Annotated in this window: 21 protein-coding genes; 3 read left to right on the top strand and 18 right to left on the bottom strand. The window is 36.6% G+C overall.

The features are described 5' to 3' along the window. Positions 1-42 precede the first annotated feature (42 nt). The 4 genes from ABC228_RS00445 to ABC228_RS00430 all read right to left on the bottom strand — a co-directional run bounded on the left by ABC228_RS00445 (position 43) and on the right by ABC228_RS00430 (position 3,779). Positions 43-495, bottom strand: a complete 453-nt coding sequence (locus ABC228_RS00445; RefSeq protein WP_345823120.1) for an acyl-CoA thioesterase — start codon at positions 493-495, stop codon at positions 43-45. An 81-nt stretch (positions 496-576) separates the two neighbouring features. After that, positions 577-1,341: a succinate dehydrogenase iron-sulfur subunit gene (sdhB, locus tag ABC228_RS00440; protein ID WP_345823119.1), complete on the bottom strand. Its 765-nt coding sequence runs from the start codon at positions 1,339-1,341 to the stop codon at positions 577-579. 37 nt (positions 1,342-1,378) lie between these two features. After that, the gene (gene sdhA, locus ABC228_RS00435) at positions 1,379-3,130 is read right to left on the bottom strand and encodes a succinate dehydrogenase flavoprotein subunit (RefSeq protein ID WP_345823118.1); all 1,752 of its coding nucleotides are present in this window, start codon (positions 3,128-3,130) and stop codon (positions 1,379-1,381) included. Positions 3,131-3,158: 28 nt separating this feature from the next. Next, positions 3,159-3,779 (bottom strand): succinate dehydrogenase cytochrome b558 subunit, encoded by a 621-nt coding sequence (locus ABC228_RS00430; protein WP_345823117.1) that lies wholly within the window; start codon positions 3,777-3,779, stop codon positions 3,159-3,161. Between the two features lie 277 nt (positions 3,780-4,056). On the opposite strand from ABC228_RS00430, the gene ABC228_RS00425 reads away from it, so the two are divergent. Both ABC228_RS00425 and ABC228_RS00420 read left to right on the top strand, forming a co-directional pair. Continuing rightward, positions 4,057-4,494 carry a YslB family protein gene (locus ABC228_RS00425; protein WP_345823116.1) on the top strand — a complete coding sequence of 146 codons (438 nt, stop codon included), beginning with the start codon at positions 4,057-4,059 and terminating at the stop codon, positions 4,492-4,494. Between the two features lie 195 nt (positions 4,495-4,689). Beyond that, a complete protein-coding gene (locus ABC228_RS00420; protein WP_345823115.1) occupies positions 4,690-5,769 on the top strand; it encodes a GGDEF domain-containing protein in 1,080 nt (359 codons plus the stop codon). A 346-nt stretch (positions 5,770-6,115) separates the two neighbouring features. Here ABC228_RS00420 and ABC228_RS00415 read toward each other — a convergent pair whose 3' ends face one another. From ABC228_RS00415 to ABC228_RS00400, 4 genes are all read right to left on the bottom strand, one after another. Continuing rightward, complete coding sequence (locus tag ABC228_RS00415; protein WP_345823114.1) at positions 6,116-6,514, bottom strand: GyrI-like domain-containing protein; 399 nt, start codon at positions 6,512-6,514, stop codon at positions 6,116-6,118. A 35-nt stretch (positions 6,515-6,549) separates the two neighbouring features. Next, a complete protein-coding gene (locus tag ABC228_RS00410; RefSeq protein WP_345823113.1) occupies positions 6,550-6,906 on the bottom strand; it encodes a hypothetical protein in 357 nt (118 codons plus the stop codon). A gap of 211 nt (positions 6,907-7,117) precedes the next feature. Beyond that, on the bottom strand, positions 7,118-7,876 hold the full coding sequence (locus tag ABC228_RS00405) for a GNAT family N-acetyltransferase (RefSeq protein WP_345823112.1): 759 nt from the start codon (positions 7,874-7,876) through the stop codon (positions 7,118-7,120). A gap of 129 nt (positions 7,877-8,005) precedes the next feature. Further along, positions 8,006-9,775: a M3 family oligoendopeptidase gene (locus ABC228_RS00400; protein ID WP_345823111.1), complete on the bottom strand. Its 1,770-nt coding sequence runs from the start codon at positions 9,773-9,775 to the stop codon at positions 8,006-8,008. Between the two features lie 233 nt (positions 9,776-10,008). On the opposite strand from ABC228_RS00400, the gene ABC228_RS00395 reads away from it, so the two are divergent. Next, a complete protein-coding gene (locus ABC228_RS00395; RefSeq protein ID WP_345823110.1) occupies positions 10,009-10,923 on the top strand; it encodes a class I SAM-dependent methyltransferase in 915 nt (304 codons plus the stop codon). A 184-nt stretch (positions 10,924-11,107) separates the two neighbouring features. On the opposite strand, the gene uvrC is transcribed toward ABC228_RS00395, so the two are convergent. The 10 genes from uvrC to polX all read right to left on the bottom strand — a co-directional run bounded on the left by uvrC (position 11,108) and on the right by polX (position 23,275). After that, entirely contained in the window at positions 11,108-12,889 is a 1,782-nt protein-coding gene (uvrC, locus tag ABC228_RS00390; RefSeq protein ID WP_345823109.1) for an excinuclease ABC subunit UvrC, read from the bottom strand. A gap of 88 nt (positions 12,890-12,977) precedes the next feature. Beyond that, entirely contained in the window at positions 12,978-13,292 is a 315-nt protein-coding gene (trxA, locus tag ABC228_RS00385) for a thioredoxin (protein WP_345823108.1), read from the bottom strand. Positions 13,293-13,456: 164 nt separating this feature from the next. Next, the gene (locus ABC228_RS00380; RefSeq protein WP_345823107.1) at positions 13,457-14,431 is read right to left on the bottom strand and encodes an electron transfer flavoprotein subunit alpha/FixB family protein; all 975 of its coding nucleotides are present in this window, start codon (positions 14,429-14,431) and stop codon (positions 13,457-13,459) included. Positions 14,432-14,457: 26 nt separating this feature from the next. Further along, positions 14,458-15,231: an electron transfer flavoprotein subunit beta/FixA family protein gene (locus ABC228_RS00375; protein WP_345823106.1), complete on the bottom strand. Its 774-nt coding sequence runs from the start codon at positions 15,229-15,231 to the stop codon at positions 14,458-14,460. Positions 15,232-15,273: 42 nt separating this feature from the next. Continuing rightward, positions 15,274-16,047 carry an enoyl-CoA hydratase gene (locus ABC228_RS00370; RefSeq protein ID WP_345823105.1) on the bottom strand — a complete coding sequence of 258 codons (774 nt, stop codon included), beginning with the start codon at positions 16,045-16,047 and terminating at the stop codon, positions 15,274-15,276. Between the two features lie 63 nt (positions 16,048-16,110). Next, entirely contained in the window at positions 16,111-16,695 is a 585-nt protein-coding gene (fadR, locus tag ABC228_RS00365) for a fatty acid metabolism transcriptional regulator FadR (RefSeq protein WP_427902200.1), read from the bottom strand. Between the two features lie 130 nt (positions 16,696-16,825). Next, positions 16,826-18,523 carry a long-chain-fatty-acid--CoA ligase gene (locus ABC228_RS00360; protein ID WP_345823103.1) on the bottom strand — a complete coding sequence of 566 codons (1,698 nt, stop codon included), beginning with the start codon at positions 18,521-18,523 and terminating at the stop codon, positions 16,826-16,828. Between the two features lie 218 nt (positions 18,524-18,741). Next, on the bottom strand, positions 18,742-19,149 hold the full coding sequence (locus tag ABC228_RS00355) for a DUF350 domain-containing protein (protein ID WP_345823102.1): 408 nt from the start codon (positions 19,147-19,149) through the stop codon (positions 18,742-18,744). A 25-nt stretch (positions 19,150-19,174) separates the two neighbouring features. Then, entirely contained in the window at positions 19,175-21,514 is a 2,340-nt protein-coding gene (locus tag ABC228_RS00350) for an endonuclease MutS2 (RefSeq protein WP_345823101.1), read from the bottom strand. 42 nt (positions 21,515-21,556) lie between these two features. Beyond that, on the bottom strand, positions 21,557-23,275 hold the full coding sequence (gene polX, locus ABC228_RS00345; protein WP_345823100.1) for a DNA polymerase/3'-5' exonuclease PolX: 1,719 nt from the start codon (positions 23,273-23,275) through the stop codon (positions 21,557-21,559). Positions 23,276-23,330 lie beyond the last annotated feature (55 nt).

Below are 23,330 nucleotides of genomic sequence, written 5' to 3'. Positions count from 1 at the left end.
AAAACCGACTTTCCTTTTTGGAAGTCGGTTTTATATGCTTGTTTACTGTTTCAATGTTACAGTAAGTTTTTCTTTAATAGCATCACTTAGTGCAATTGGTTTTCCAGTTGAAGGATTAATGTAGACAATTCTCCCTCTACCGGTTATACAGATTTCATCATGTTGATTTAAGCCCATATAATGAATATCAAAAGAAGAATTACCTACATGAGTAGCCTTTACATAAAGCTCTAGACGGTCTTGAAAAAATAGCTGTTTCAAGTAATCACACTGTAAATCCGCAACAATTGGAATACCATCCAAATGTGTGGTGTCATTAAACAATCCAACAGACTTCAAATATTCGATACGCGCTTCTTCAAAGTAGATAAATGGACTAACATTATTTACATGGCCAAACATATCGGTTTCAGAAAACCGAATTCGAATTGGAATTGAAAATAAAAACTCGTTCTTCCACTCTACAAGGTTCTCTATATATGAAATGTTCTTCATCGTAACCACCCCTTAATTGGTATAAAAAAATGACCCTTACCTAAGCTTGAGGTAAGGGTCATGTTGTATGAAAGAATAATATTAATGAGCGTTATCGCTACCAAAGAAATTCTTAAACGATTGAACTGTTGCAGCACGGTTCATTGCAGCAATAGAAGTTGTTAATGGAATACCTTTTGGACAAACTTGGACACAGTTTTGAGCATTACCGCATCCAACAAGTCCTCCCTCATCCATTAGCCCTTCTAATCTCTCACTCTTGTTCATTTCACCAGTTGGATGTGAATTAAATAAACGAGCTTGCGAGATTGCAGCTGGGCCAATAAAGTCTGATTTATCGTTTACATTTGGACAAGCTTCTAAGCATACACCACACGTCATACATTTAGATAACTCATAAGCCCATTGACGTTTCTTTTCTGGCATACGTGGTCCAGGACCTAGATCATATGAACCGTCAATTGGAATCCATGCTTTTACCTGCTTAAGTGCATCAAACATGCGTTCACGATCAATAATTAAGTCACGAACAACTGGGAAAGTTGACATAGGCTCTAGACGAATTGGTTGTTCTAATTCATCGACAAGCGCAGCACATGATTGTCTCGGTGTTCCGTTAATTACCATGGAACAAGCACCACATACCTCTTCTAAACAGTTCATATCCCATTGAACTGGACTAGTGTTTTCCCCTTTTGCATTAACGGGATTTTTTCGTATTTCCATTAACCCAGAGATTACATTCATGTTTTTACGATATGGAACATGAAATGTTTCTTCGTATGGAGCAGAATCTGGGCTATCTTGACGAGTAATAATAAATGTAACAGTCTTTTGTTCAGCCATTTTCACTTACTCCCTTCGCTATATTTGTTATCCCGTCTTAGTGCTTTTTCGTGTAATCACGTTTACGAGGCGGAATTAATGACACATCGACTTCTTCATATGAGAATACAGGCGCATTCTCTTTTGGATCAAATTGTGCAACTGTAGTTTTCAACCACTCTTCATCATTACGTTCAGGGAATTCTGGCTTATAATGAGCTCCACGGCTTTCATTACGGTTATATGCACCGATTGTAATTACTCGTGCCAAGTGAAGCATATTTTTAAGCTGACGAGTGAACATAACACCTTGGTTATTCCAACGAGAAGTGTCATTGATGTTAATATTTTCAAAGCGTTGTAAAAGCTCTTGGATTTTTTCGTCTGTTTTTAGTAGTTTCGCATTTTCACGAACCACCGTTACATTATCAGTCATCCATTCACCAAGCTCCTGATGAATTTGATAAGCATTTTCTTCACCATTCATATTCATCATGGCTTCAAATTTCTCTTCTTCTTCTTTTACGCGGTTTTCAAATAAACTAGGATCTAGATCTTCTACATGTTTTGATAGACCTTCTACATATTCAATTGCATTCGGTCCGGCTACCATACCACCATAAATTGCAGACAGTAGTGAGTTAGCACCTAAACGGTTCGCACCATGCTGAGAATAATCACATTCCCCAGCAGCAAATATACCAGGAATGCTAGTCATTTGATTATAATCAACCCATAGTCCACCCATTGAATAATGAACTGCTGGGAATATTTTCATCGGTACTTTACGTGGGTCTTCCCCAACAAATTTTTCATAAATTTCAATAATACCGCCAAGTTTAACATCAAGTTCTTTCGGGTCTTTATGAGAAAGGTCTAAGTAAACCATATTCTCACCATTAATACCTAGCTTTTGATTCACACATACATCAAAGATTTCACGTGTCGCAATATCACGAGGAACTAGGTTTCCATAAGCTGGATATTTCTCTTCTAAGAAATACCAAGGTTCTCCGTCTTTATATGTCCAAACACGGCCACCTTCACCACGTGCAGATTCACTCATTAGACGAAGCTTATCATCTCCAGGAATAGCAGTTGGGTGAATTTGGATAAATTCTCCGTTCGCATACTTTGCACCTTGCTGATACAAGACACTTGCTGCAGAGCCAGTATTAATCATGGAGTTAGTGGATTTACCAAAGATAATACCAGGTCCACCTGTTGCCATAATCGTTGCATCAGATGGGAAAGATTTTATCTCATGAGACTTCATATGCTGTGCAACGATTCCTCGTCCAACACCTTCTTCGTCAATGACAGCTCCTAGGAATTCCCATCCTTCATATTTCGTTACTAAGCCTTCTACTTCATAACGACGTACTTGCTCATCAAGAGCATATAATAATTGTTGACCTGTAGTAGCCCCAGCAAATGCAGTACGGTGATGCTGTGTTCCACCAAAACGACGGAAGTCTAAAAGACCTTCTGGAGTACGGTTAAACATAACCCCCATACGGTCTAGCATATTAATAATACCAGGTGCAGCGTCACACATCGCTTTTACTGGTGGTTGGTTAGCTAAAAAATCTCCACCATAAACTGTATCATCAAAATGGAGCCATGGGGAATCTCCTTCCCCTTTTGTATTAACGGCACCATTAATACCACCTTGGGCACATACAGAGTGAGAGCGTTTTACTGGAACAATTGAAAATAGATCAACGCTTACACCAGCTTCAGCTGCCTTAATTGTAGCCATTAACCCGGCTAAGCCTCCGCCAACTACAGCGACTTTACGATTACTCATAATGATAACTCACTCCTTTATCTCTTACTTATACGCCATAAGCAAATTGAATTAACGTTCTTACACCAATATAACTAACTACTAAAAAGACAATTAGAGTGGCATATGTAACAATTTTTTGAGATCTTGGTGATTGCGCGAATCCCCAAGAAACTAAAAATCCCCATAAGCCATTTGCAAAGTGGAAAACAGCAGAAACGACACCAATAATATAAAACCAGAACATTACTGGGCTAGATAAAATTCCTTCCATTAAGCTGTAATCAACTTCTGCATTTCCTAGCGCAACCTGTACACGAGTTTCAAATACATGCCATGCAATAAATACTAACGTGATAATACCTGTAATCCGTTGTAGATAAAACATCCAGTTGCGGAAAAAGCCATATCTTCTTACATTGTTTTTCGCAGTAAATACAATGTAAACTCCTAATATTGCATGGAATAAGATTGGTAAATAAATTATGAAAATTTCTAATGCCAGTACAAATGGAAGATTATGCATAAAGCCTGCAGCCTTATTAAAGCTTTCTTCACTATATACTGCAAAGTGGTTTATAACCAAGTGTTGAACCAAGAAAATTCCTATTGGAACTACACCTAATAATGAGTGTAATCTCCTGTAAAAATACTCCCTATGTTCCGCCATGTGATACCCCCCTTAGTTCTTCTGATGATTTTAGAAATTAGTCTGACATTTCACACAAAATTATGCTTATCAAATTTTGTCTAAAATGTAGTTTTGCAACATTTTTATTGTACTTCTATCTCCTATTAGCGTCAAGGATAGGCATTCCGATTTTTTGAACAAATAAAATCGCTTACATTCTATTTATTGTCCTTGCTTAATATATAAAATGCATGGATAATAACATTATACTTATAATGAAACTATGTGACTTTTTTATAGAGGAAGGAAACCAGCTATGCAAAAAAAACAAGAGAGTCTTCCAATCTCATTATTAGACAACATCCAATCTGCAGGTGCAGGATATGATTTGTTGCGTTACGTTAGTCTTCCTGATTTACTCGGTTCAGAATCAGAGGCGCTTCTTTACTTTATGGGAAGAAATCTTGCTAGAAAATTTGACTTACAAGCTGTAGGAGATATCATTTATTTCTTTGAGAAGGTTGGTTGGGGCCGACTGGAGTTATTTAAGGAGAAGAGTAACGAACTTGAATTCCACTTACTTGCAGATGCAGTTGTACAGCGGTTAACGACTGAACTAAATACCGAGTTTCGATTAGAGGCAGGATTTCTTGCAGAAGCCATTACGATGTTAAAGGGAAAAGAATGTGAATGTATTGAGGAAGTTCGCTCAAAGATACACCAAGTAGAATTTAACGTTATTTATGTTGATTAACAATCTTTTCGAGCACGTGAGCGCGACCAAGTATCAGGAAAATATAACCAATAATATTTAAAGCAAATTAAAGATGGAAAGTACCAAAATCACACATAATAACATACAGGACATGGAGCTTGAAATATTCAAGCTCCTTTCATATTCAGTGATGAATTATCTATTTTTACATTTATTAAAAGTAGGAGTATTGAAATGCAGGTTATAATTGAGTCTTTCTTAGAAAACATGACGTTAATCATTGCTTATATGTTTCTAACTCTAAAAGCAAAAGAATTTATCTTAATAAAATTTGATGTGACCCATAAACTATTTTGGTTTGTGCCAATCGCACTCAGTTTATTAAGCTTGTTTATCATGCACTACCCATTAGAGTTCGAAGGAATGCGGGTGGATTTAAGAAGTGTCCCGATATTTTTTATTTCTTATTTAGCCGGCTGGAAGTTCGGAATTGTATCGATCATTCTACCAACATGGTTACGATATTCGCTCGGTGGTCCCACCGTAATGCAAGGAATTTTACAGGCAATTATTATTCCCTTTTTATTAGGGGCTATTTTTCATAAAAGAGATTCATACACGCCACCTTATACGATAATCAGCATTAAACATATGTTCTTCGTGTTTACATGTTATGAAATTATTTTAGTAGCACTCATGCTACTTACTACGCCAATTTCTCTGAAAGCAGCATTGATCATGATGGTGTTTCAAACCCTTGCATTACTAAGTATCGGACTTATTCAAAATGATTCAAATCGTAACATTTTATACAGACAAGAGCTAGAGTTCCAATCTAGACACGATAGCATGACAAATATCTATAATCTTCGACACTTTAGAAGCAAGATTGAACATTTGATGCATCTCAAAAAACCATTTGTCATTGCAATGTTTGATGTCGATCATTTTAAGAATTACAATGACACCCATGGCCACCCAGCGGGGGATGCAGTTTTACGTATGATTGGTCAGCTGCTATCGGAAAGTTTAAAAAATGGGGATGTATTTGCTCGATATGGAGGAGAAGAATTCATCGTTTGCTTACCGAATATCTCCAATATGGAAGAAGCGCTTGAGATTTTAGAAGCATTTAGAGCTAAGGTAGAGGCATATAAATTCTACGGGGAAGAAAGCCAACCTACTGGAAAACTAACAATTTCAATAGGGATAAGTGGTTTCTCAGAGGGAAAAAGCTTGGATGAGTTAATCTCTGAAGCCGATAATGCATTATATAGTTCCAAAAAATCGGGTAGAAACACGATATCCTATTAATAATAGCCATTAAAAAAACTCTTGGATAAGTTTACCAAGAGTTTTTAAATGGATTATTCAAATGCTTGGTATCAATTACCTGAACACCTTTCTAGTCCATTACCCAATAAACAACCGGAGTTAACCATATATTTTTATAAGAGCTGTCCCATTTTTACAAGGTCCGCAAAATGATAATACACCCTTTTCCTTTAGTTCTCTTAAATAGTTTACATGGTCTATTTACAACGAGTTTGTCATTAATTCATGCTGCTTATTTGCAAGATAAACAACAAATTTTCTCATTACAATTCTCCCTTTATATTAGCAAATACTTCAAAAGTTTGGGACTAAATAATAGAAATAACTAGTTCTTTACAGCAATATGAATCTCAATTTCTCCATTAGGATAATATTTCTCAAAGTCAACTGAGTATGCCCTATGTATGATACCGGATTCTTCTTGCTGCCAAATTTTTTTCCATGCTTTGATAATTCCTTGTTCATCAGCCGTATCTACTGGAAAAATTTCATATTTATCACTGTTCGATATCTCCATACTCGGCTCCACATTTCCTTCCACACAAACACTTAGCGAATAATCACCTTTATAATTATCCGCATACTCATGGTAGACACCGTATCGAATTCCTTCATGTTCCGTTAACTGACTAGATGCACCTTTCCATAACTCAATTATCTTTTGCATCATCTTGTCATCGTGAAAATTGTTAGTTCTTACACTATTAATAATAGCTAATTTCATTTATCTCTCCCCTTTCAGATTTTATAAACAATTACTTATGAGGAAATGTCATTAAATGGTACTTCCTCTCCATTATGAAAAGCTTGAATAGTAGAATACTTTTTATCCAGATGTACTTTGTATAACCCTTCACGTGCTAACGTTCGATCTGAATAATCACTTGTCTTATTGCTACTATAATGTATTTCCAATGTATCCGCATTTGCTTTCACACTAAAATCAGTGTAATAAATCGAATTCTCTCCTTGCAGAGAATTCATTCCATGTAAATAAACGTACATTTCATCTGGTTCTTCATAATATAAGTAAATACCATTTTCTCTTGCATGTCTTGAAAGATACGTCTGCATATCTTTCCCGATATGGTCTGTATTCACCTGTGAAAAAGTCAATTCTGAGCTACATCCCATAAACAATAAACATATAACCATAATCAATAAATACCTTTTCAAACCGAACACCTCTATAGTCATCTCAGCTACCGTCACTATTAATTATGCGCAAAAACATTCTCCATACTTATCGTAACATAAACTACTGATTATTTACCCGAAAATTCTGAAACTGAATGTTGAACTCATCTTGTAAGGTTTCATTAAAAATTCACATTAATGCTTTAAGACGCTTAACCGCAGAATGGGTGGTAAGTCTATGATAAGAAATTAATGTGTTTTTGTAAATTACCCCGTAAATACCATATGGAGTTGGCGACAGCCTTAATAAATCTTCCCTGGTTTGGATATCAATTATTTCTGCGGTTATACCAAGGGCATTCGCTGCTTTCAAAACATTGTCAGTGGCTATCTCAACAAATGGGCATTGCCTAGTCCGCACAATGGTTAGCGACTCAAAAGTCATCAATCGTTCTTCCCAATCATTTGGGAAATAAGGATTAGGCGAATCTCCAAATTTATAAACTAACAACTCAAATCCATATGGTGCTTGTTCGATTTCAATAAAATTGTTTTTGATAAAGACCTCTTTACTCGGTGTCCATGAAGTTTCTGGATTTGTAATTACAATTACGCCATCTTTATTTTGTTCCTTTGCGTCCTGGATACATTGCTTAATAAGTTTTGAGGCGTATCCCTTCCCCGTAATATTTACCCATAAGCAATGAATGACGAGATAGTTATCACCATAAACAACTCGAGATGAATATTCAATTGGTGTATATTCAATAAACCCAGCTGGTTTACCATCCTCCATCAGTTTCACATATTTTAATCCTTCACTAAATCTATCCGTCAGCCAGTTATTTTTATCAGTATAACCCTTCTCATTAGGTCTACTGCGAAGACAATAGCACCCTTGAGATTCTAGATTCTCTTCGTCTAATGGTATCATTTCAATGGTTCCCATAGTACTTCCCCCTTACTATATTCATTCATATCGTTCTTATCGAAAAGCGAGATAGCAGCAATGCAGATTATATCCAATTAACTCAATATGAGTGCGTATTGGTATTAAATATAGAAATCAGAAGACGAATTATTTCGTTAACTTATGAGAAAGCATAATAAATTCTTCCACATCTTCTAAGCATAGCTTTATTCCTTTTTCCCAAAAATCTTCCTTTGTTATATCCTCATTCAAATGCTTCCTCACTAATGCTTCCATGGTCATGCTTCCTGAGTCTCGAAGTAATTCTAAATATGACATTTCAAATTCCTTTCCAACTTCTTTTGACTTGGCGTATAAACATAGAGCGAATAGATAACCAAATGTATATGGAAAGTTATAAAATGGAACCTTGGTAAGATAGAAATGCGGAGTCCAAACCCATGAATGAACAGAAACACTAGCAAGCGAACCTTCATACCCCTTGTTTAAAGCCTCTTCCATCAATTCATTTAATCGTTCAGAAGGGACTATTCCTGTTTTACGCTCCTCATAGAACTTCTTTTCAAAGAGAAATCTAACATGCATATTCATAAAGTTCATGACACTACGCTTTAGTTTTTCATCGAGGAAAAATAATTTCTCTTCATCGGATTTCGCCTTAGACTTAGCAGCATCCAAGATGATCATCTCGGAAAATGTTGAAGCAGTCTCAGCAATACACATTGGATATTGCCTATTGATACCATCGACACCCTTCATCGCATAATTATGGAATGCATGTCCTAATTCATGTGCTAATGTTAAGACATTTGTAATACTTCCTCCATACGTCATAAACACTCGCGATTCCTCTGAAACTGGAAACCCTGCACAAAATGCAACAGTTGATTTATTAGAACGGTCTTCAGCTTCAATCCAACCTTTCTCAAATGCTTGTCTAGAGAAACTCTCCATTTCATCTCCAAATGTACTAAACTGTTTTAAAATAAATTCCACAGCATCACGGTATTCAATTTGATGATTCACCCTTGATAATGGTGCCCAGAAATTATAAGCATGCAGCTTCTTCCCACCAATCATTATTGCCTTTTGATTCAAGTAATCTATAAATGGCTGTTTGCTCTGATCAACCACTTTCCACATGGCACGCAAAGTTTCTTTCTTCAATCTATTTCTGATTAATGGCACCGCTAGGACATCATCTACTCCTCGGTTATGATAGTCTTGTAGACGATAGCCAGAAATATGATTAAGTACTTTTGCAAATACTTCTTCATTTTCCTCCCAAATTCCTTCTAATTTAAAGAATGAATCTCGCCGAACGTCTTCATTAGGATGTGACCGTAAATTAATAGCTTGTCCAACAGATAGTTTGTTTTCTTTTCCCTCTACACCAATATTGACAATTATTTTACCGATTAACGCATGATAAAAGTCACCCCAAGCATGGTACCCGTCAGCCATGAAATTAGTAATTATCTGCTCATTGTCAAATATCTCCAATCTATTCTCCTTCCATTCATTTAGAATAAATCTATAGTTACGCAACAACTCGGAATCTATTATTTTTTTCCAAGTAGATTCATTTGTATCCGCTAACATAATTATAAATCGTTGTAAGCAGCTATCAAAACGAGCATTAATCGATAGAACTTCTCCTTTTAACGCAACGGCAGTTTGATCATTTGAATTCTGCGCCATTAGACAACTAACGATAGAACTTGTTTGCGACAAATGAACACGAACCTCAGCAATGGAAGTTAGTAATTCTGTGATATGGATTGCATCCTCCAATATTCGCGGAGTCGTAAAATGATGTAATTTATCTTCCAGTTGTTTTACTAGTTTCGTTAGTTTTTCGTTATAACTCCCCTTCGAATCCAACTTCCAAACCTGTTGATATTTCCTTTCACCCAATTCTGATTCCTCCTTAAAGAAACAACCGCAACCGAACGTACATTCTTATAATAACACAACATGGAATATTTTGGGGGTATATTTTTAAAAAGCAAGAAATTCAAGGTGCTTTAAAGATAAAAAAATTGACAAAAATATTTTTTTATGCTATAATTTACAATTAATTTAATTGTATGTATAATAAGATTCTCCTGGCCAGGAGAATCTTATTTTTTTATAGGAGGTAGAATGGCATGAAGAAACATGATTCTAGTATAACTTCCTTAGTATCGGCTTATGGACGTGCTTATCATAGTAAACATGACACACCTAAAATATTTGATGATTTTATCGCATTACATTTACTTACTGAAGAGGAATTCACAAATATTAGTAAAAATATGATTCAAGGAATGAATTTTTTTGATAAAGACAGCGTGATAAAATTCCAAGATAATTCAGAGGAGATATTAAAGTGGATAACACAGGTACACCTTTCTCCTACACCCTTAGCACGAGGAGCATACTGTGAACAGGTCTTACAGCATGACATAACGTTAGGATTGAAACAATATGTCATACTTGGCTCTGGACTAGATAGTTTTTGTTTTCGTCACCCTGAATATAATGATTGCATAGACATATTTGAGGTTGATCACCCAGCAACCCAAGCTGATAAAAAACAAAGACTAATGCAAGCCAATTTAGATATCCCGAATAATCTTCACTTTATTCCAATGGACTTTACGAAGGAATTTTCTTTTCGGGCACTACTAGATGCAGGCTTCAAATATGAGAAAACCTTCTTTAGCCTATTGGGAGTTTCCTATTACTTATCTAAAGAAGAAATTTCCGATTTGCTAATGAACCTATTTTCCAGAGTTCCATCTGGAAGCTCTATTGTGTTTGATTATGCGGATGAAACACTATTTGAAAAAAAGGGACTGCATAATAGAGTTAGCAATATGGTAAAAATGGCTTCTGCAAGTCACGAACCAATGAAATCTTGCTTCACTTATGAAGAGATAGAGCGTTTGTTAGAAAAATCAAATTTGCTTATATACGAGCACTTATCTCCTGATCACCTAAATGCTCGCTTCTTTAATAATCGTGCAGATTATTTGACAGCTTTTGAAACAATTCATTATATACACGCAGTCAAGAAGTAATGTTATGATTTTCTAGAAAGTCTTAAACTAATAACTAGAGGAGATTAACTAAGCTTTCAATGGTTGATGGTTTAAGAATAAAAGAAAACGTACAGTAAAAATGTACCGACCTCCCAAATTAAGTGTGAAAATCTATCTTTCGGAGGGGGCGGTACATTACCGTACGTTTATAAATCTCTTGTCATTATTCTGTTGGATTGTTTAAATGGCTAATAATATCCGCTGCAATGTTTTGTGGTACACCTAACTTGGTAATGTCTTCAATATCAGCATCGCGAATATCATTAACTGATTTAAAGTGTGTTAAAAGTAATTTTCGACGTTTTTCCCCAACTCCTGGGATTTTATCTAACTCTGATTGGAATAAGTTCTTCCCTCTAAGCTGCCTATGAAACGTTATAGCAAATCGATGCACTTCATCTTGAATACGTTGAATTAAGTAAAATTCCTGTGATTGTCTTGACAAAGGGATAATACTAGGTGGAAAGCCGTAAAGTAATTCACTTGTTCGATGCTTATCATCCTTCGCTAGACCACATAACGGAATATCCAAGCCTAACTCATTCTCCAAAACGTCTAGCGCAGCACTCATTTGCCCTTTACCACCATCTACAATTATTAAATCAGGCAGTGGCAAGGACTCTTTTAACACACGGGTATATCTCCTTCTAATCACTTCACGCATTGTCTCATAATCATCTGGTCCTTTAACATCTTTAATTTTATACTTTCGATAATCCCTCTTACTCGTTTTACCATCAATAAATACTACCATTGCTGAAACTGGATCTGTCCCTTGTATATTAGAATTATCAAAAGCTTCAATCCGTCTAGGCGTTTCAATATTTAATGCATGACCGAGACTTTCAACTGCTTGGATAGTACGCTCTTCATCCCGTTCGATAATAGAAAACTTTTCCAATAAGGATGCTTTCGAATTTTCCATTGCTAGTTCAACCAATTCTTTCTTTCTTCCTCGATAAGGCGTATGAACATCAATATCTAATAATTCCTGTAATAGCTCGGTTTCAGTTCCAATAGGCACAAAAATCTGCTTGGGTTTTGGATGATGCTGGTGAAGATAAAATCGTCCGATAAAGCTCATAAACGTTTCCTCTGGTTCATCGAAGAACGGAAAAACAGATACATCTCGTTCTATCAATTTCCCTTGTCGAATGAAAAACACTTGAATACACATCCAGCCTTTATCATAACTAAATCCAAATACGTCTCGATCAACACGATCATTTAAGGTCATCTTCTGTTGCTCCATCACAACCTCAATATGTTGAATTTGATCCCGTAGCTCCATTGCTCTTTCGAAGTTTAGTTGTTCACTCGCCTCTTGCATTTTCGTCGTTAAATTTTTCTTTATTTCTTTAAAGCCACCTTGAAGAAATGAAGTAATACTTTGAACAATTTCTTTATAATCTGCTTCAGAAGGTGGCGTTTCACTACATGCAAGGCATTGATTCATATGATAATACAAACACGGTCTACCCGATGGGTTATTACACTTACGTAGTGGATATAGTCTATCAAGCAATTTTTTCGTTTCTCTCGCCGCAATGACATTGGGGTAAGGACCGAAATACTTTCCTTTATCTTTCTTTACTTTTCGAGTAATCAATAAACGAGGATGTCGTTCTGATGTGATTTTTAAATATGGATAGGATTTATCATCCTTTAGCATGACATTATACTTCGGATCATACTTTTTGATTAAGTTCATTTCTAATATGAGTGCTTCAATTTCTGAGGAGGTAATAATATACTCAAAATCAACTATTTCCTGAACCAATCGTTGTGTTTTTTGATCATGTGCACCAGTAAAATATGATCGGACTCTATTTTTTAATAGTTTTGATTTCCCTACATAGATGATTGTATTATGCCTATCCTTCATTAAATAACAGCCTGGCTTAGCTGGTAAAACTGCTAACTTTTCTTGTATCGTTTGGTTCATTATTGTCATTCCTTACACACTAAATTAGAAATAATCCCCTGTCACAAGCTGTAACAAGGGATTGATTAACGTATTATATGGAATCGCATTAAGCGTGCTTATTGATTAGTTCAACAAGCGCTTCTTTTGGTTGAAAACCAATTACTTGGTCAACTACATTCCCATCCTTGAATAATAATAGTGTTGGGATACTCATTACACCAAATTTACTTGCAGTTTCTTGGTTTTCGTCAACATCTAATTTTACGATTTGTACTTTTTCAGACATTTCGCCATCGATTTCTTCTAGAACCGGAGCAATCATTTTACATGGACCACACCATGGAGCCCAGAAGTCTGCTAGTACTAATCCTTCAGCAGTTTCACCAGCGAAGTTTTGATCTGTAACATTTACAATTGCCATGAACTTTCCTCCTCTTGTTACGTCTTTCAAAATGAGTATACCATTAATAGAAAATCCTTACTAACAGTTTGCTTATTATCATCGTTCTTATCCAATAAAATCATTGAGTATAACGTTTAGAATAAAAAAATCTAACCAATTAAAGGTTAGATTTTCTTATCTTGTTATCCTTTAATTTTCTTAATTTCCTCGGTTAGCATCGGTATAATTTCGAACAAATCACCAACAATTCCATAGTCAGCAACATTGAAGATATTTGCTTCTGGGTCTTTATTAATTGCAACTATCACCTTGGAATTCGACATACCAGCCAGATGCTGTATTGCACCAGATATACCGACCGCAATATATAAATCAGGCGTTACCACTTTACCTGTTTGACCAATTTGTAAGGAGTAATCACAGTAATCTGCATCACAAGCACCACGAGATGCACCAACTGCACCACCTAATACTTCAGCCAACTCATATAATGGTTTAAACCCATCTGCGCTTTTCACGCCACGACCACCAGCTACCACAACTTTCGCTTCTGATAAATCTACTCCATCAGTTGCTTTGCGAATAACTTCTTTAATAACCGTACGTAAATCTGAGATGTCAACTGTTTTCTGTTGAACATCACCAGAACGAGATTCATCACGCTCTAAGGCTGGGATATTATTAGGACGAATGGTTGCAAATACGATACCATCCGTAATTACTTTTTTTTCAAACGCTTTACCAGAATATATCGGACGAGTAAAAACTACTTGACCACCATCATGGTTGATGTCAACCGTATCAGAGATTAATCCTACTTCCAGTTTACTTGCAAGCTTAGGTGTCAAGTCTTTTCCAACAGCAGTATGTCCCATTACGATACCGCTAGGATTTTCATCATCAATTACTGCTAATGCAGCCTGACCGAACCCTTCTGATGTATAAGAAGATAATTTTTCATTTGTTACGGTAACGACGCGATCTGCACCATAATAAATCATCTCTTGTGCCTGGCTAGCTAATTCTTCACTACCACATAGCACACCAACAACTTCTCCATCTGAACTAATTTTTTTCGCTGCAGCAATTGCTTCGAAAGTTACATTACGTAGTACGCCGTCTCTAGATTCACCAATCACTAGTATTTTATCACTCATTATTTTTTCTCCTTTCTGTCATCCAATTAAAGTACTTTCGCTTCATTTCTTAACAGCGAAACAAGTTCTTTCACTTGATTCTCTATTTCACCCTCTAGTACTCTTCCTGCTTCTTTTTCAGGAGGTAAAAAGATATCGATTGTCTTTGTTTTTGGCTCCAGTTCATCTTCATCCAAATCTAAATCATCGATTTCTAATTCTTCCAGTGGTTTCTTTTTCGCTTTCATAATTCCTGGTAAAGAAGGATATCTTGGTTCATTTAACCCTTGTTGACAGGTTACAAGTAGTGGTAATGTGGTTTGTACTTTTTCAACATCACCTTCAACATCCTTATCAATGTTTGCTGTATCACCATCAATTTCTAAGCTTGTAATCGTTGTTACGTATGAAATACCAAGTCTTTCTGCAAGACGTGGTCCAACCTGACCACTAGCTTCATCAATCGCTACATTACCAGCAAGAATTAAGTCAGCTTCTTTATCTTCAAAGAATGCTTCCAATATTTTAACCGTTGTAAATTGGTCACCTTCTTCTAAGTCCTCTTCCGTATTAATTAATACAGCTTTATCAGCCCCCATCGCAAGTGCAGTGCGAAGCTGTTTCTCAGAATCTTCATCTCCAATCGTGACAACGGTTACCTCTCCACCATGTTCGTCACGCTGTTTTATCGCTTCTTCAACAGCATATTCGTCATAAGGATTAATAATAAATTCAGCACCTTCATCCTCAATACGACCATCTGTTACAATTATTTTCTCTTCTGTATCAAATGTCTTTTTTAATAATACATAAATGTTCACGTGAGTTCCTCCTCTAGTAATCTATTAAGCTATCAATTTTTCTTACTTATCTTTAAAATTAGGCTTTCTTTTTTCAAGGAAAGCTTGAACCCCTTCTTTTGCATCCTCTGAACCAAAAATTTCCCCAAATGCTTTCGCTTCTTCCTTTACACCTTTAGAGAATTGTTCAGATTTGGCGTATGGAATAAGTTGCATAATCCTACTTATGGTAGGCTTGCTCTTGGAAGCGATTTTTGATGCAAGTGAAAATGCAACCTCAAATACTTCCTCTTCACCAGTAATTTGGCTAACCAACCCATACTGATGTGCCTCTTTTGCTGATATTGGCTCCCCTGTTAATATCATCTCATATGCCTTGGCTGTGCCAACGTATAAAGGTAATCGTTGGGTTCCGGCAAATCCAGGGATAATCCCTAGTGTAAGCTCCGGTAATCCAAGCTTTGCATTTTCTGTAGCAATACGTATATGACAGGACAATGCTAGCTCCATTCCTCCACCTAATGCAGCACCATGAATCGCTGCTATTACTGGGATGTGAAATTGTTCAATGCGGTCAAATAAATGTTGACCAGCTTCAGAAAGCGCTTGATAATCGGAAGCCTCTTGTAATGATGTAAACTCCTTTATATCTGCTCCTGCCGAAAAAAATCTTCCTTCGCCTTTTAGAATGATTGCTTTAACTGTTTTGTCCTTCTCGATTAAATCAAGCTGATCAGAAAGCGCATTCAATAGACTGCTAGATAAAGCATTGGCCGGAGGACTCTGTATTGTAAGAATCGCGACATGCTCTTTCAATTCATATGCAATTTTTCCCAAGATAACACCCCTTTACGAATCATTAAATGTATTTTGGGCAGTCATACATTGTTATGTAGTGTTCTACGATGCCTTGATGCCCTTGGTAATTAAATCATGTACAGCAGGAGCTAGGCCTACTAAATCATATTTTTCCTCATTCATTACCCAGTTGGTCACCGTTTCATCAAGTGTCCCAAATATCATCTGTCTAATGAGAGGAATATTAATATCACTACGGAACAAATTCTCATCGATTCCTTCCTTAATGATTCCATCTATAACACCTAGATATGGTTTAAGAATACGATTGATTTGTTGCCGCAAAGATAAATTAGATTGTCTTAGCTCCAGCTGAGTGACAATCGCTAAATGATGATTAGCCGCTAACTGGCCAAAATGCATGCTGATTAGCGTTAAAAGCTTCTCACTCGCAGTCTCCTTTTGACTCGTTGCAGCAGCTATTTGTTCGATAAATTGTCCCATCTTTTCCTCAAAGACGGAAACTAGAATATCCTCTTTGTTCTTAAAATACAAGTAAATTGTGCCATCTGCAACACCTGCTTTTTTTGCTATTTTGGAAACTTGTGAAGCATGATATCCGTTTTCAGCAATCACATCAACAGCTGCTTCGATAATTAATTTGTACTTTGGTTTGTTGTTTTTCATACTAATCTCCTTCAAGCATACATCCGAAACGAAAATGAATGAATAGTCATTCATTTATTATTGTAAATCGCAAATTATATTCTGTCAATATAATGCTTGTATACTTTTTAAGGAAAAATGAGCATGAAGCTCAAGTGGTTGTAACTTTATCTTGTGTTTTCTGTTTTTCTTCATCTACTAACTGTCTCCTTAGGATTTTTCCAACAGCTGTTTTTGGCAGTTCATCACGGAACTCATAAATTCTTGGCACCTTATATGCGGCTAAATTATCACGACAATAGTTATTTAGCTCTTTTTCTGTTATTGCATGCCCTTCCTTTAATACAACATATGCTTTTACGGTCTCACCTCGATATGGATCTGGTACTCCAGCTACTACAGCTTCCAGGATTGCCTCATGTTCATATAAGACTTCCTCAACCTCTCGCGGATAAATATTATAGCCTCCAGCAATAATCATATCCTTTTTGCGATCGACCACATAAAAATATCCGTTTTCATCCATATACCCTAAGTCCCCAGTTAATAGCCAGCCATCTATTAAGGTGTTTTCAGTATCCTCAGGCTTGTTCCAGTAGCCCTTCATAATCTGTGGACCTTTTACAGCTAGTTCTCCAACATCACCTAGCTCTACTTCCTCGTAGGTTTCCATATTCAATATCTTAGCATCCGTATCTGGCCATGGTAACCCAATACTTCCACTTATTCGATTTCCATAAATAAGATTTGCATGGGTAACAGGTGAAGATTCGGTTAAGCCATATCCTTCTACTAAGCAACCACCAGTTACTTTTTCAAACTTCTCTTGTACTTCTACTGGTAGTGGCGCAGATCCACTAATACATGCTTGAATAGATGACAGATCATACTTTTTCAAATCTGGGTGATTTAGAATCCCAATATATATGGTAGGAGCACCTGGGAACAATGTAGGTCTTAACTTTTGAATTGTCTTTAAAACCTCCGTTGCATCAAACTTAGGTAACAGTACCATTTTTGCTCCACTTAATATGGATAGGTTCATAACAGCAGTCATTCCATAAACATGAAAGAACGGCAATACTCCTAGTACAACTTCCTCACCTTTTTTTGTTTTATATATCCAACTGTCACACATTTGAGCATTTGCTACCAGATTTCGATGTGTCAGCATAACACCCTTTGGAAAGCCAGTTGTACCACCCGTATACTGAAGTAACGCAATATCCTCAGTCGGATTAACATGGACTTCCGTATAGTTAGCTTCCGCCCTATCCAAAATGGAGGTCCATAAATGTGTATCTGCTGATTCCTCCACCTTGACAACCATGTTGTATTGCTTCTTTTGAATAAAAGGATAGATTAAGTTTTTGGGAAATGGTAAATAATCCTTTATACCGGTAACAATCACATGTTCTAACTGAGTACTTTTCTTTACATTGGTCACCCTAGGAACAAGAATATCAAGACAGACAATAACCTTGGCACCAGAGTCATTTAACTGATACTCTAACTCTCTTTCTTTGTACAACGGATTTGTTTGGACAACAATTGCTCCCGCCATCAACGCACCGTAATAACCGATAACAGATTGAGGTGTATTCGGTAGCATAATAGCTATGCGGTCTCCCTTTTCTATCCCAAGACTTTGGAGATAGTTTGCAAACTTCTTTGCTTGGTGGTAGACCTCATCATAGGTTAGTTCTTTTCCCATAAAATGAAGCGCTTTCTTTTCTTTGTAGCGTGAAGCTGCATCCTTTAAAAAGAAATACAATGGTCGCTCGTCGTATTCAATAGAAGTCGGTATTTCCTTAGGATAGAGCTGATGCCACCTTTTTTCTTCGACCATTCATAAACCTCCTTTTAATTTACTTACTCCTATTATACCGACTAATTTGTATTTTTTGAAATTTTATTTATGAATTCGCCTTAATTTTTTCTATTCACAATTAAAAAATGCTGAAATCAAAATCAAAAACGAGGTATAAAATCCCAATTAAAACAAAAACAATGGCTACACCTATACAGACTTTTGCTAAAGTTTCCATTATGCTCTCCCTTAATACGTTATATGATACTTGCACCAATAACAAATGATAATCCAACTGAAATAATTAATGAAATTAGTCCTACTGCCTTATTTCCTTTGCCTATTTCTTCATCAATTTTCATTGCAGGTGTTAAAAACTCAAAGATAAAATATCCTATCAATAACAAGATGAATCCTACAGTTCCCCAGGAAATACTTATAAGCAGACTATCATTATGTTCAATTGAATAGCGAAATATCGTGGCAATACCGAATATCTTCCCCCCAGTCGCCATTGCCACGGCAATATTTCCTTTTTTAATTTCATCCCAATTTTTATAAGATGTCACTAGCTCAAAAACAGCTAAAAAAACAATAGTACACAGGACAACTACACTATATCTAGCCGCTGTGTCTACTAAAGCATTCTCCCAAAATCCACTCACATTTATCCCCCCATTAGATCAATCATTATCGAAATTCAATTACAGTTACGCCACTTCCACCTTCACCAGCAGTTCCTGGTCTTGAGGAGTTAATACTCGGATGCTTTTTCACAAATTCTTGTACACCTTTTCTTAGTGCCCCAGTACCTTTCCCATGAATAATAAAGGCTTTTGGATAGCCTGCTAATGTCGCATCATCAACATATTTTTCTAATTTTAATAACGCATCCTCAAACCGTTCACCACGAAGGTCTAGTTCCGTGGAAACATGATAATTTGAACCCTTTACTGTTGTTAATGGCTTCTCATATGACACTTTAGGCTTACCAATTAACTGAAGATCATTTCTTTTTACTTTCACCTTCATAATACCTACTTGAACCAAGTACTCCTGATCACTAACCTTTTCGATAACAGATCCGTTCTGATTGATGGTTAGTAGCTTAATTTCATCTCCCGGGTTAAGCTCTTCAGTAGAAGTGGTGGTTTGCTTCTTATTTGGCTGTTTAGTTGATAACTTAGGTTGGGCTTCCTCCAGCATCTTCTTCGCTTCAATCCACTCATGTTCCTTCAGCTTCGCATCTGTCTTCATATTTCGTATTTCCTGAACGATCAATTCTGCTTCTTCCCGTGCTTGACGAAGTGCTTTCTCAGCTTTCTCCTCAGCCTTCCGATATAGTTCTTCTCGTTTTCGGTCGAACTGATTCCACTCCTCCAACATTTCATTACGGAGCTTTTCGGTTTGAAGGAGGATGTCGTGTGCTTCCTCGTATTCTTTTTCGGCTTGTAATTTAGATTGCTCTAATGAAGCAATCATGTTTTCAACATTTTTAGAATCAATTCCTATATGGCTTTTTGCCTGATCAATAATAGTATCTTCCAACCCTAATCGTTTCGAGATTTCGAATGCATTACTTCTACCTGGAACACCAATTAACAAACGATATGTAGGTTGAAGTGTCTGAACGTCAAATTCCATTGATGCATTAATGACATTTTCCCGATTATACCCATAGGCTTTTAGTTCTGGATAATGTGTAGTCGCAATAACTCGTGCATTTCTAGCAATAACTTCATCCAATATAGACATTGCCAATGCAGCCCCCTCCTGAGGGTCTGTTCCGGCACCTAATTCATCAAAAAGCACTAATGTCTTGTCATCAACTTGCTTTAAAATAGATACAATATTTGTCATATGAGAAGAAAATGTACTTAAATTTTGCTCGATAGATTGTTCATCGCCAATATCTGCAAATACTTGATCGAATACCGACATTTCACATCCGTCAAGAGCTGGAACCTGTAAGCCCGATTGAGCCATTAATGTACATAGTCCTACCATTTTCAATGTAACCGTCTTACCACCTGTGTTGGGTCCTGTTATAACTATAGAGGTATACGCTTTACCGATTTCAATATCATTTGCAACAACTTCACTGATATCGATAAGCGGATGCCTCGCCTGACGCATTTTGATAATACCACTATCATTCATCATTGGTCTAGATGCCTTCATTTCTCTAGCGAGGTTTGCTCTGGCAAACATGTAATCAATCTTCGCTAATCGAGTAACATTATCTGTTAAAAAGGCTTCTTCTAAAGCAATACTTTGGCTCAGCTCCCGAAGAATACGATCTATTTCTTGCTTTTCCTTTGCATATAGCTCTTGAAGCTGATTGTTTAGATCAACGACTGCCTTAGGCTCCATGAATAAGGTTTGACCTGATGCTGACTGATCATGAACAATTCCACCTACAGCTCCACGATACTCGTGTTTTACTGGTAATACATAGCGATCATTACGTATCGTAATAATTGCATCTGATAACATATTACTTTTTGTTTTCGTATAGCTATCTAGCTTCTCGCGAATTCTACTTTCATACGTACGAGTAGAGGAACGGATACCTCGTAGTTTTTCTGATGCACTATCCATAACATGACCATGATCGTCAATGGAATTTTTTATTTCTAATTCCAAATTTCGTAATGGCGTAATGCCATCAACAATATCTTTTAATATTGTGAGTTCTTCCTCTAAGCCATCAATAAAATCCTTTACTTGCCTTCCACCATAGATGGTATTGGCAACATCCAAACATTCAGTTGTACTCAGCACACCGCCAATCACACTTCGCTTAATACTTGGACGGATATCAAATATCCCTCCTAGTGGAATGGAGGCGTTAAGGCGAACAACCTGTGCCGCTTCATCAGTTTCTTCCTGCAGTTGTTTCACTTCCTCTAAATCAGTAGAGGGTTTTAGCTTTGATGCCAAGTCTTTTCCTAGACTGGTTGCAGCATGTCGACTTAAGCGATCTATAATCTTTTGAAAATCTAGTACTCGTAAGATTCTCTCATTCATTTTCTTACTCCTTTACCTTGATGTACAATTTCAAATCCATTATTACTTATTACGGCTAAAATAAGCGATTAGTTTCTCTTTTGACCAAGTATTTATTACCGTATCCTTTTGTAGCCAACCTTTTCGAGCCACTCCAATTCCATATTTCATATGTTCGAGCATTTGGTAGCTATGTGCATCTGTATTGACAGCAAGACTTACTCCAGACTCTTGAGCTAGTTTTGCCCATTCAGCAGAGATATCAAATCGATTCGGATTTGCATTTATTTCAAGTGCAGTATTTGTTTCCTTGGCACGTTCTATTAATTTTTCCAAATTTACTTTATACCCGTCACGTCTACCAATTAATCTGCCTGTAGGGTGTGCAATGAGGGATACATAAGGATTCTCCAAAGCTGCAAATAACCGTTTCATAATTTGCTCTTCTGTTTGACTAAAGCTGGAATGAATCGCTCCAATAACATAATCCATCTCCATTAAAAACGAATCAGAAAAGTCTAATGTTCCATCTGGTAAGATATCCATTTCTACTCCAGCGAATAAATGGATATCAGAATACTTCTCATTCAGCTTCATGATTTCTTCTCGTTGACTTCTTAACCGTTCCTCATCCAATCCATTTGCTACCCGTAGAGATTTAGAATGGTCTGTAATAGCAATATACTCATAGCCAATTTTCCTTGCTTGATTCACCATTTCCTCAAGTGACTGTGCACCGTCACTCCAAGTAGTGTGCATATGTAAGTCACCGCGAATATCTTGAAGCTCTACCAAATCAACTAGCTCTTTAAACGCCTCTACTTCCCCATTATCTTCTCGAACTTCTGGTGGGATAAACTGTAATCCAAAGTGGTTAAAAAATTCTTTTTCAGAATTAAATGTAAGAATTTCACTTGATTCTTCTATCTCTATCCCATATTCATTAATTTTTTCACCTCTGGATTTTGCGAGCTGTCTCATCAATACGTTATGATCTTTCGAACCTGTAAAATGGTGAAGTGTTGTAACAAATTCTTCATTACTTACTAATCTGAAATCAACGTTTATATCATAAACATCATCTATTGTCACAGACACTTTCGTATCGCCCTTCGCAATTACTTCCTTTATAGCTGGTATATGAAGTAGTCTATCCTTTACCACAGCTCTTTCTTCGGTCGCGATAATATAGTCTAAATCTTTAATGGTCTCTCTCATCCTGCGAAGGGAACCGGCTCTAGAAAACCGCTGAATTTCTGGAATTCCCCGAAGAAAATCCTCAATTCTTTCCGCTAATGGCAGCATAAGTGCAATCGGTAAACGCTCAGGGCGTTTTCCAACTTCATGTAACGCCGACATAATTTTTTCAGCTGATTTTTTCCCAAAACCTGCTAGGTTCTCGACCTTACCTGATTCGATTGCATTCTTTAAACTTTCTGCATCATCTACCTGTAATTCCTGATAGAGCTTTGCAAGCTTTTTACCACCCAATCCGGGAACATTTAGAAGTGGAATCAGCCCCACTGGTACTTCCTTTTCTAACTGAGAAAGTGTTTGTGAGGTTCCTTGCTGTATGTATTCCATGATTACCGTACTGGTCCCCTTACCAATTCCTTTTATCGTTGTAAAATCATCAATATCTGTTAAGGAACGATCATCACGTTCAAGGGCTTGTGCTGCTCGTCTGAAAGCAGATATTTTAAAGGAATTTTCTCCTTTAAGCTCTAAATAAACGGCTATTTTCTCTAATAATTTTATAACATCTTTTTTGTTTACTGACATACGAATCACCTAACTTATACAATTTATGTATGATGCATTTCCTTTATAAACTTAC

It is taken from the genome of Ornithinibacillus xuwenensis (assembly GCF_039614845.1).
Classification (GTDB): Bacteria; Bacillota; Bacilli; order Bacillales; family Amphibacillaceae; genus Ornithinibacillus; species Ornithinibacillus xuwenensis.
This window is presented reverse-complemented; position numbering and strand designations above follow the sequence as displayed.

Coding starts and splice junctions, on each gene's coding strand:
- ABC228_RS00380 (WP_345823107.1), bottom strand. CDS start 14,431: ATGAGTGATAAAATACTAGTGATTGGTGAATCTAGAGACGGCGTACTA.
- ABC228_RS00405 (WP_345823112.1), bottom strand. CDS start 7,876: ATGGGAACCATTGAAATGATACCATTAGACGAAGAGAATCTAGAATCT.
- sdhA (WP_345823118.1), bottom strand. CDS start 3,130: ATGAGTAATCGTAAAGTCGCTGTAGTTGGCGGAGGCTTAGCCGGGTTA.
- uvrC (WP_345823109.1), bottom strand. CDS start 12,889: ATGAACCAAACGATACAAGAAAAGTTAGCAGTTTTACCAGCTAAGCCA.
- sdhB (WP_345823119.1), bottom strand. CDS start 1,341: ATGGCTGAACAAAAGACTGTTACATTTATTATTACTCGTCAAGATAGC.
- ABC228_RS00350 (WP_345823101.1), bottom strand. CDS start 21,514: ATGAATGAGAGAATCTTACGAGTACTAGATTTTCAAAAGATTATAGAT.
- ABC228_RS00420 (WP_345823115.1), top strand. CDS start 4,690: ATGCAGGTTATAATTGAGTCTTTCTTAGAAAACATGACGTTAATCATT.
- ABC228_RS00360 (WP_345823103.1), bottom strand. CDS start 18,523: ATGGTCGAAGAAAAAAGGTGGCATCAGCTCTATCCTAAGGAAATACCG.
- ABC228_RS00395 (WP_345823110.1), top strand. CDS start 10,009: ATGAAGAAACATGATTCTAGTATAACTTCCTTAGTATCGGCTTATGGA.
- ABC228_RS00415 (WP_345823114.1), bottom strand. CDS start 6,514: ATGAAATTAGCTATTATTAATAGTGTAAGAACTAACAATTTTCACGAT.
- polX (WP_345823100.1), bottom strand. CDS start 23,275: ATGTCAGTAAACAAAAAAGATGTTATAAAATTATTAGAGAAAATAGCC.
- fadR (WP_427902200.1), bottom strand. CDS start 16,695: ATGAAAAACAACAAACCAAAGTACAAATTAATTATCGAAGCAGCTGTT.
- ABC228_RS00430 (WP_345823117.1), bottom strand. CDS start 3,779: ATGGCGGAACATAGGGAGTATTTTTACAGGAGATTACACTCATTATTA.
- ABC228_RS00445 (WP_345823120.1), bottom strand. CDS start 495: ATGAAGAACATTTCATATATAGAGAACCTTGTAGAGTGGAAGAACGAG.
- ABC228_RS00425 (WP_345823116.1), top strand. CDS start 4,057: ATGCAAAAAAAACAAGAGAGTCTTCCAATCTCATTATTAGACAACATC.
- trxA (WP_345823108.1), bottom strand. CDS start 13,292: ATGGCAATTGTAAATGTTACAGATCAAAACTTCGCTGGTGAAACTGCT.